Annotated in this window: 5 protein-coding genes, 1 tRNA gene and 2 pseudogenes; 4 read left to right on the top strand and 4 right to left on the bottom strand. The window is 56.3% G+C overall.

What is annotated here, in order from left to right; all coding sequences use genetic code 11:
- Positions 1-298 (bottom strand): annotated as a pseudogene (locus AVO44_RS18190) (helix-turn-helix domain-containing protein); the annotation flags it as partial.
- A gap of 169 nt (positions 299-467) precedes the next feature.
- Between AVO44_RS18190 and AVO44_RS21360 the strand changes: the two are divergent.
- Complete coding sequence (locus AVO44_RS21360; protein ID WP_169794876.1) at positions 468-656, top strand: hypothetical protein; 189 nt, start codon at positions 468-470, stop codon at positions 654-656.
- A gap of 159 nt (positions 657-815) precedes the next feature.
- Here AVO44_RS21360 and AVO44_RS18180 read toward each other — a convergent pair whose 3' ends face one another.
- The 3 genes from AVO44_RS18180 to AVO44_RS18165 form a co-directional block, all read right to left on the bottom strand.
- Entirely contained in the window at positions 816-1,025 is a 210-nt protein-coding gene (locus tag AVO44_RS18180; protein WP_058272409.1) for a MerR family transcriptional regulator, read from the bottom strand.
- Between the two features lie 419 nt (positions 1,026-1,444).
- Positions 1,445-2,632, bottom strand: coding sequence for a tyrosine-type recombinase/integrase (locus tag AVO44_RS18170; protein ID WP_068340192.1), 1,188 nt, complete (start codon positions 2,630-2,632; stop codon positions 1,445-1,447).
- 147 nt (positions 2,633-2,779) lie between these two features.
- Positions 2,780-2,869 (bottom strand) — tRNA-Ser (locus AVO44_RS18165).
- 259 nt (positions 2,870-3,128) lie between these two features.
- On the opposite strand from AVO44_RS18165, the pseudogene AVO44_RS18160 reads away from it, so the two are divergent.
- The 3 genes and pseudogenes from AVO44_RS18160 to AVO44_RS18150 form a co-directional block, all read left to right on the top strand.
- Positions 3,129-3,353: pseudogene (locus AVO44_RS18160) on the top strand (transposase); the annotation flags it as partial.
- A 533-nt stretch (positions 3,354-3,886) separates the two neighbouring features.
- Positions 3,887-4,891: an AraC family transcriptional regulator gene (locus tag AVO44_RS18155; RefSeq protein WP_169794875.1), complete on the top strand. Its 1,005-nt coding sequence runs from the start codon at positions 3,887-3,889 to the stop codon at positions 4,889-4,891.
- A 164-nt stretch (positions 4,892-5,055) separates the two neighbouring features.
- Positions 5,056-7,161, top strand: a complete 2,106-nt coding sequence (locus tag AVO44_RS18150; RefSeq protein WP_082677545.1) for an alkyl/aryl-sulfatase — start codon at positions 5,056-5,058, stop codon at positions 7,159-7,161.
- The last annotated feature ends 322 nt before the right edge of the window (positions 7,162-7,483 follow it).

Genomic DNA, 7,483 nt, shown 5'->3' with positions numbered 1-7,483 from the left:
CGCGACGGTGATACCAGTTTCCTTCCTGCTCCAGCACTAGGAAGCCTTTGTGCTGCAGATCCTCGAACGCGCGCTGAACCGTGGCCTTGCCCAAGCCGAGGATATCTGCCGCTTCGTTCATCGACAGAAACACCTTGCCGTTGTTGCCACCGTTGTAGCGGGTGTGAAGCTCAAGCCAGAGCTTCACTGCAGGTCCGGACAATGCCCGCCACGCCGGAGATTTGATCATCGCGTAGGGCAGAGGGATGTATTGCCCCTCATCCGACCGTTTGCCCTTCGGAGATCGACGCCTACTCATCGCGACACCTCCGCTGGAAGTGTCCGGGCAAAGCATCCAGTTCGGGAATGTCACAGCCGATATGAGCCCGGACGAGCCGGGTTAGACCGGATTTGGACACACAGTACCCGAGCGTGTCCCAGGCCGCTCCCCCGGTCTGAAATTGGGGCCTCTGACGCTGAAACAGCCATTGGATGCAATCCCGGCAAACGGCAACCCGGTAAATGCCGAGGCGAAAGAACTCGCCCCGGTAGTTCTCAGCAGTTTCCCGATGATCGGTTCGGGTAAGCGGGCCAGTGAAAGGCCCCTTGTTGTGAATTTTGTTGCGCGGTGTGGAGTAGGAGAAATCAGCCATGCTCGATCCGTCCTTGCCGAATGATCACACGTTCGACCGATTGGCTTAGGGGCGACCAGTAGTACCGGCGCTCGTTTTGTCTTGTCGGCGCGGGGCATCCTGTGGCATCAACTGAACTTGCTAGGGTGGCAGTTGATGTCACTGGAAAAGCCCCATCTCCGCGCCTGGAGTTGGGGTTTTTCATTACGCAGCCTCGTTGTTGGGATCGGTGCGCCGCGCCGCTAGCCAGGCGTTTAGATCAGCGCCGTGATAGGCGATCCGCCGACCGATGCGGATGAAGGCCGGACCGCACATGCGGTGGCGCCATTGAGCCAGCTTTTCGCGGTTTCCCAGCAATTGCATTTCAGGGTCTTCTGGGAAATAGACCCGGTCGTCGTTGAAGACGTTTGCCATCGTTAAAATCCTCGTGGATCAGTTTCGATGGCACCCAATATTCACAAAAATTAGAAGCTGAGAACAGTAGTCATCCCATTATTCCAAAACGGAAAAATCACTCTTTGCTCTTGACACTGCGAAAGCAGAGGTCGCCGGTGAACTCTCCAATTTTCCAAAGCTCCGCAATGTACTTTCTCAAAGTATCCTCGGAAATGTTGAACAAAGGTTCTAAAGCAAATCTGGAATCCAAAAGTTCGTCTTCTAACCTAGATCTTTCCGTGGCCTTTTTTCGCCACCATTCATGGGTTTCAGACTGAACTTTCTGAACGTAACGATGCACTAGTTGCGCAGTCTTTGTGTCATTTCGAACCAGTTCGGGTTGCATTGGGTAAACCTTCTCGGCCAACACGAATCTCAATGCCAGTATTGTCTCCACTTTAGCCATCGGCGCCATCACGCTTGTATAAGTAGCTTGACCAACTGTGCATAAGTTCGCGTCGGCGCTCTAATAAATCTGACCGCGCGTAAGCCCGTTCCACGTCCGACCCAATCTGATGGGCTAAGGCCGCCTCTGCCAGTTCGCGTGGTGCGTCTGCAGCCTCCGCCGCCCAATCCCGAAACGAGCTGCGGAATCCATGCACCGTGACACCATCCTGCCGCATTCGGCGCAGCAGCATCAACATAGACATGTTCGACAAGGGCTGATGCCGCTTTTGCCCCTCAAACACATAGTCAGAGGCCAACGCGCGCAGCGGCTCCAGAATGGCCAGCATTTCGTTGGTGAGAGGAACACGATGGACCTGTCCGCCTTTCATGCGCTCCGCAGGTATGGTCCACAGTCGCGCATCGACATCGACCTCGGGCCATTTCATCTCCAGCACCTCTGAGGTCCGGCAGGCAGTCAGAATGGTGAACTGCAGCGCCTTGGCGGCCATGGCAGAGCGGGTCCGTAACTCGGCATAAAACGCAGGCACCTCTTGCCACGGCATCGCGTCGTGGTGCTGCACCTTGGCTTTGACGGTGGGCAGCACCTTACCTTCGCGGATCGCGGTCACCGGGTTCTCTCCCGAGCGGAAGCCCTTGGACTTTGCCACGTCGAGCACTGTCTTGATCCGTTGAGACAGTCGCTTTGCGGTTTCGTGTTTCTCGGTCCAGATAGGGGACAAGCACATCAGCACTTCGGGCTGATCGATGCTGTCCACGGGCATTCGACCGATCTTGGGGAACGCATAGTCGCGCAAGGTGTTGAGCCATTGCTGGCCATGCTTGGCATTCTTCCATGTTGGCAGGCGGTCAATGTGAACCTGACGGCTGAGTTCCTCAAAGGTCGGGATTTCACGCTGGGCGTTGAACCGAGGGTTTAACCCGGCTTTCGCCATCCGCCTGTATTCCAATGCCCTCTCGCGGGCCTGATTCAAAGTGACAACATCAGCACCGCCCAATCCAAAATCCGTTCGTAGCGGTGCGCCCTTGCGGTTCTTCTGCCCCTTGACCGTTACGCGCACGATCCAACGCCGTGCGCCCGATGGATCGACAACGAGATACAGGCCAGAACCGTCACCATGCCGACCCGGGCCGAGATTCTCTACCAGCTTCTTTGTCAGCTTCCCGCCAAGCGCAGACATGAAAATACCACAAAATATACCACTCAACGAAAGATACTAAAGACAATTCAGTCAAACTCAAGATGATACTACAAAATAGTAAGTGCCGATTATATTTGAGTTTACGGCATGTTGAACATGCCATGATAATTCACTCAAATAGGTTGATGGCGGAGACGAAGGGATTCGAACCCTCGAGACGGTTTCCCGCCTACTCCCTTAGCAGGGGAGCGCCTTCGACCACTCGGCCACGTCTCCGCTGATCCGTATATTTGCCGGAACCTAGAGAAACAAGGCGTTTTTTTCAGTTTTTTACCGCACCAGAAAAATAGGGAGTTTTTTCAAATTTCCGGGAACATTTAAGGAACTGCACCTGATACGCGTGCAAAATCCGTGCAGACATGTTCCCGCAAGGTTCACGTGAATCATCCTGAACTTGATTACCCCCTGCTCCGGCCGCATTGTGAGTCGCCCAATCATGATGCTGCATGCTAACGGCCGCACATGAATGTGACAGGTCGCCCGCGACATTGCCACGACAAGGCAGTACGACTTCTCGATGAAACTCCGAAAGAAAGTCGAGATGCTCTTCGTCCAGCTCAAACGCATCCTTGGCGTCGGACGCCTCCGATTACGTGGCCTATGCGGCGCAAGTGACGAATTCGTCCTCACCACCACCGCCCAAAACCTCCGCATATTGACTAAGATCTGTCCTGCACAGCAGCACACGTGCAAAGCGTGACTAAAAAGGCGCTCGTCTTCAGTTCAGAACACCACTTTCCGCGCTCGCAACACGATGTTTTTCAACAGGATCAGCGGGAAGCAGACCTTCGCTGCGAGTGTCTAGGTCCAGCCCTTGGGAAGCGAAAGCAGCCGTTCTTGAACGAACTTGCGCATCTGTACCGAACTTTACAGATGGTGCAGGCCGCCGGAAGGCGAGCTTTCTCCGCGGATGCGAACCAGTTTGGTTGCCAATTTCGTAACCCACATTCAAAAGGCGGCAGGATCGGGAACAATTCTGTGTCGCCGCAAGTCAGCTCCGAGATCAAAGCCCGACATCGGTCTCACTCGGCACGCCGCGACGCTTGGGACGGCTGAGACAGGGGCATACGCGCGCGCAGCAAGCTGCTTTTCGCACGAATTTATGATATCCGTTAAAGGAATCGGAGAACCAATCACAATCGCCGCTCCCTTTCATCTCAACCACCCCGGGACGCGCAACACGCGGGACATAAGACCATCGGATGACGAGAGAAATTTAACCACATGGTGCCGATGACGACAATCAGGGGATGGGGGAACTTCCCGCGAATGGTCGAGGAGATGGCCAGCGCAAAGGCGCTGCGGACGATCTTGCGGCGCCATGATCTTCCACTCAGTGTTCTTTGCGCGCCGGATCGCCGGATTCCACTGGCCAAAATGATCCGCGTGATCGAAGCCGCTGGCCGGACGGTAGGGTGTGACGAGTTTGGAGTGCAGCTTGGCGCCAGAACGACAGCGCAGCACTATGGGCCGTGGGCAGGTTTTGCCTATTGTGCCCCAAATCTGGGTCAGGCGCTTAAACGTGTGTGCGCCACCTTGCCCGCGCATGAAATCGGCAGCCGAATGTACTTGGCGGAACACAAGGACCATCTCGTCTGGTGTTATGAAAGCGGATTGGCGAAGGTAGAAACCGTTCGGCATTTTACTGATCATCTTTTTGAGACGGTCCTGGTTTTCTTTCGCGGCTTTCTGGGCGCGAACTGGCGGCCCGACTGGGTTGAGGTCGACTACGACCAGCCAGCCAAGATCGACAGGCTGGAGGCCTTGGTGGATGCGAAGATTCTTTTTGGCCGACCGAATTTCGGTGTAGCTGTTCGAAAGACGGATCTCGAAGCGCGACTGGTCTCAGGTCTCCCCTTTACGCGCCCACTCCTGTCACTTGACCTCAAAACCAGCCAAGATCGAACGAACGCGGAGCGATGCGACGGCCTGCTTGAGGTGATCGACCTGCGTCTGATGGATGGCGAGGTCGATCTGGATGGTTGTGCGAAAGTCATCGACATAGGCCCAAGAACGCTTCAGCGAAAGCTGGCGAAACGTGGCCTGACCTATCAAGATTTGCTGGAAAATGCACGGCGCAGACGTGCGATTGCGTTCCTGTCCGAGACGGATCTCCCTGTCAAAACCATCGCGATGGAGCTTGGCTACACCGAGCCTGAAAACTTCACACGTGCATTCCGCAAATGGCAAAATGTGACTCCGACAGATTTCCGGTCGAAGGCAGTCGACACCTCGTGAAAGATTCAGGGTGGCCTCTGATTGTCGCGAAATGACAGCTGTTTTCCTGTGGACAGGTACAGGGGCGCCTATAGACTGGTTCGGGCATTGACCGAGCGGCGTGTCTGATCAGGCCTTTAGGGCTACGCATCGATGCGACCCGTTTATTTTGAGAGGAGGAAATAATGACCACACGTCGCGATTTCATCAAATCTGCACCTGCACTCGGAGCCGCGTTTGCCGTGGCACCAGCCATGCTTGGAGAGGACGGTCTTGCCCGGGCACAGGGGGCCGCGCCCTTGCCGGAACATTTCCATCCCAAAGGCAAAGCGCCGTCCGAGCATACTCTACGCATCCTCGCCGAAGCGCGCGAGACTTTGCCCTTTTCAGATACGCGAGACTTCGACGAGCAGGCCCGCGGCTTGATCGCTGAGATGCCGCAAAAACAGATCATGGCGGATGCCGGACATGTCGCCTGGGACAAGGCCCGTTTCGACTTCCTGAACGAAGACAGGGAATGGGACAGCATCCATCCGTCCATGTTGCGCCAGGCGCGGCTAAATCAGGATTATGGGCTTTATGAGGTGCTCGAGGGGCAAATCTATCAGGTCCGCGGCTTCGATCTTTCGCAGATTTCCTTTGTCCGGGGGGAAACGGGCTGGATCTGTTTCGATCCGCTGATCTCGGCCGAGGTCGCCCGTGCCGCGTGGGAGTTCTTTCAGGAACACCGGGGTGAGGGATTGCCGCTCACGGCCGTGATCTATTCCCATTCCCATACCGATCATTGGGGAGGCGTGCGCGGGATTGTCGATGAAGCGGATGTGCGCGCCGGCAAGGTCGAGATCATTGCCCCGCGCGACTTTATGGAATTCACCATCTCCGAGAACGTCTATGCTGGTAATGCAATGAACCGGCGGCTGTCATTCCAATACGGTCAGGTGTTGCCCGTCGCGCCGCATGGGTTTGTGACCCAGGGCTTGGGTCAGGGTGTCTCGGCGGGCGAAGTTGGGCTGATTGCCCCGTCGAAAATCGTGGAAGCCGATATCGAATACCTCGATGTGGACGGAGTTCGTATGGTTTTCCAGAACACGCCTGACACCGAGGCGCCATCGGAGATGAATACCTATATCCCCGAGATGAAGGCGCTTTGGATGGCTGAAAACGTCGTTTCCTCGCTTCACAATATCTACACATTGCGCGGTGCGCCGGTCCGCGACCCGCTGCGCTGGTCGAAGTACATCGCACGCGCTCTGTACCTGTTCGGCACCGAAGCCGAGGTGCTCTTCGCCTCCCACCATTGGCCGCGTTGGGGAAACGACCGCGTTCAAGAGGTGCTCCGCGCGCAACGCGACGTCTATGCCCATATGAACAACCAGGTGCTGCATTATGCGAACCAAGGGGTGACGATCAATCAGATTCACGAGGTCTATGAGCCGTCCGAGGGGCTCAAACAGACATGGCACACACGAGGCTATCACGGTTCGCCGCAACATAACTCACGCGGTGTGATCCAGCGTTACCTTGGATTTTGGGATTGCAACCCGACCACACTGATCCCCCACACCCCCGCCGACAGCGCGCCGCTTTATGTCGAAATGATGGGTGGATCCGGCCCGATCCTCGCCAAAGCAGCGGAACTGCATGAGGCGGGTGAATATCGGCAGGCGACCGAGATCCTCGACAAACTGGTCCATGCCGAACCAGGAAATCAAGAGGCCAAGGACGCGCTTGCCGATGCATTCGAGCAACTGGGGTACCAGCAGGAGAACCCGGGCCTGCGCAACAGCTTCCTTGCAGGTGCCTATGAGCTTCGGTCTGGCATTCCCGCGGGCGAGCGGGCGAGCACTTCGGGGCCTGACGTGATCCGAGCAATGTCGACGGAAATGTTTCTGAACTTCCTTGGTATCCGAATGGACAGTCGCCAGGCGGAGGGTTTGGAATTTACCGTGAACATCGTCACGCCCGACAATGGCGAGAAGTTCATTCTCGAACTCGCCAACGCGACGCTGACCAATATCGAGGGCTTCCTTGCCGATGACCCGGATCTGACGCTGGTAGTGAACCGCGCGGATCTTGAACGGGTCATGATAGGTGAAGCCGAGTTCGAGGCCCTGATTGGCGATGGCACAATCCAGGCCGAGGGTGATGTTTCGATCCTCGGGCAGCTTGCTCAGAAGATGGTCGATTTCGATCCTCTCTTTGAGGTCCTGCCCGGAACCAGCGATCACGACGCCGTATCGCTTGCGGCGAATGCGTATGAGGCCGCTACCGGAGCAACCATTCCTGAGTAGGAAGAGGGCCACCGGGCAGGACGCTTCAAAGCGCCCTGCCTAACTTGCATTATGCAGCTGGATTGTCAGCTCTGCGTAGGTTCAGTTTACCGCTAAATTCGCTCACACAGCGAACTGCAGGTTTGACGCGCCGCACCGCTGGTTGCTTGAAACGAACCGGAGGTTTGGTTTGTCCGGGGCTTTGTGGAAATTGGAGCTACGCAGCATGACCGTCGGGACCCCTACGGCACGATCAAATCATGGATGGGCGCCACCCAATTTAAAATGCGAAGGCTCTGGACTTTTCTGCCGTTAGCCGATGGCGCGAAATCGGGCTCTGCGC

The organism is Ruegeria profundi (genome assembly GCF_001507545.1).
GTDB classification, from domain to species: domain Bacteria; phylum Pseudomonadota; class Alphaproteobacteria; order Rhodobacterales; family Rhodobacteraceae; genus Ruegeria; species Ruegeria profundi.
The sequence above is the reverse complement of the archived record's forward strand: the minus strand, read 5'-3'. Positions and strand labels throughout refer to the sequence as shown.